This is a genomic window from Bartonella sp. CL63NXGY, assembly GCF_042194905.1.
Taxonomy (GTDB): Bacteria; Pseudomonadota; Alphaproteobacteria; order Rhizobiales; family Rhizobiaceae; genus Bartonella.
In genome coordinates this window covers 1-565 of record NZ_JBHINK010000151.1, presented here as the reverse complement: position 1 = coordinate 565, position 565 = coordinate 1, and the positions used below count along the sequence as shown (strand labels likewise).

The 565-nt window shown below is 44.6% G+C and carries 1 protein-coding gene; it reads left to right on the top strand.

Annotation, left to right across the window (positions count from 1 at the left end; translation table 11 throughout):
- The coding region (locus tag ACFIK0_RS09840) for a lysozyme (protein WP_375663982.1) at positions 1-423 on the top strand (423 nt) is incomplete at its 5' end.
- Between the last annotated feature and the right edge of the window lie 142 nt (positions 424-565).

The following is a 565-nucleotide window of genomic DNA, read 5'->3' as shown; positions in this document are numbered from 1 at the left end:
GATGAACAATTCGCGGCGTTAGTGTCCTTTTGCTATAATGTAGGAACAGGAGCCTTTTGTAACTCGACACTGTTAAAAAAGCTCAATCAAGGTGAATATGAAGCTGTCCCTGCAGAGCTACAGAAATGGACCAAAGCAGGCGGGAAGCGTCTTGAAGGTCTAGCACACCGGCGCGCGGCAGAAACAGGCTTATGGGCGAAAGGGGCTTTTGTTTCCTCCAATTATCAAACAGTAGAAACGCAAGCACCAACGGGTTTTTTCAAAGCAGAAGCCCTTGCACCGATTATTGGTTCTTTTTCTGGGCTTGGTGGTTTGTTAGCAGGAAATGGACCAATCCAATGGGCTTTGGCCACCATTATGATTTTAGCCGCATGTGCTGGTATTTTCTTTGTTGCTAAACGCTTTCAGGAGCATCGTCTATGATCTTATGGATGAAAAGAAATCTGATGCTAACAGGTGCGGCTTTAGCCGCTTTTTTTATTGCCTTAGCAAGAGCTTTTACTCTTGGGAAAAAAGCAGAGCAACAAAAGCAAACAGAAAAAGCTTTAAAAGCAGCCACAACACG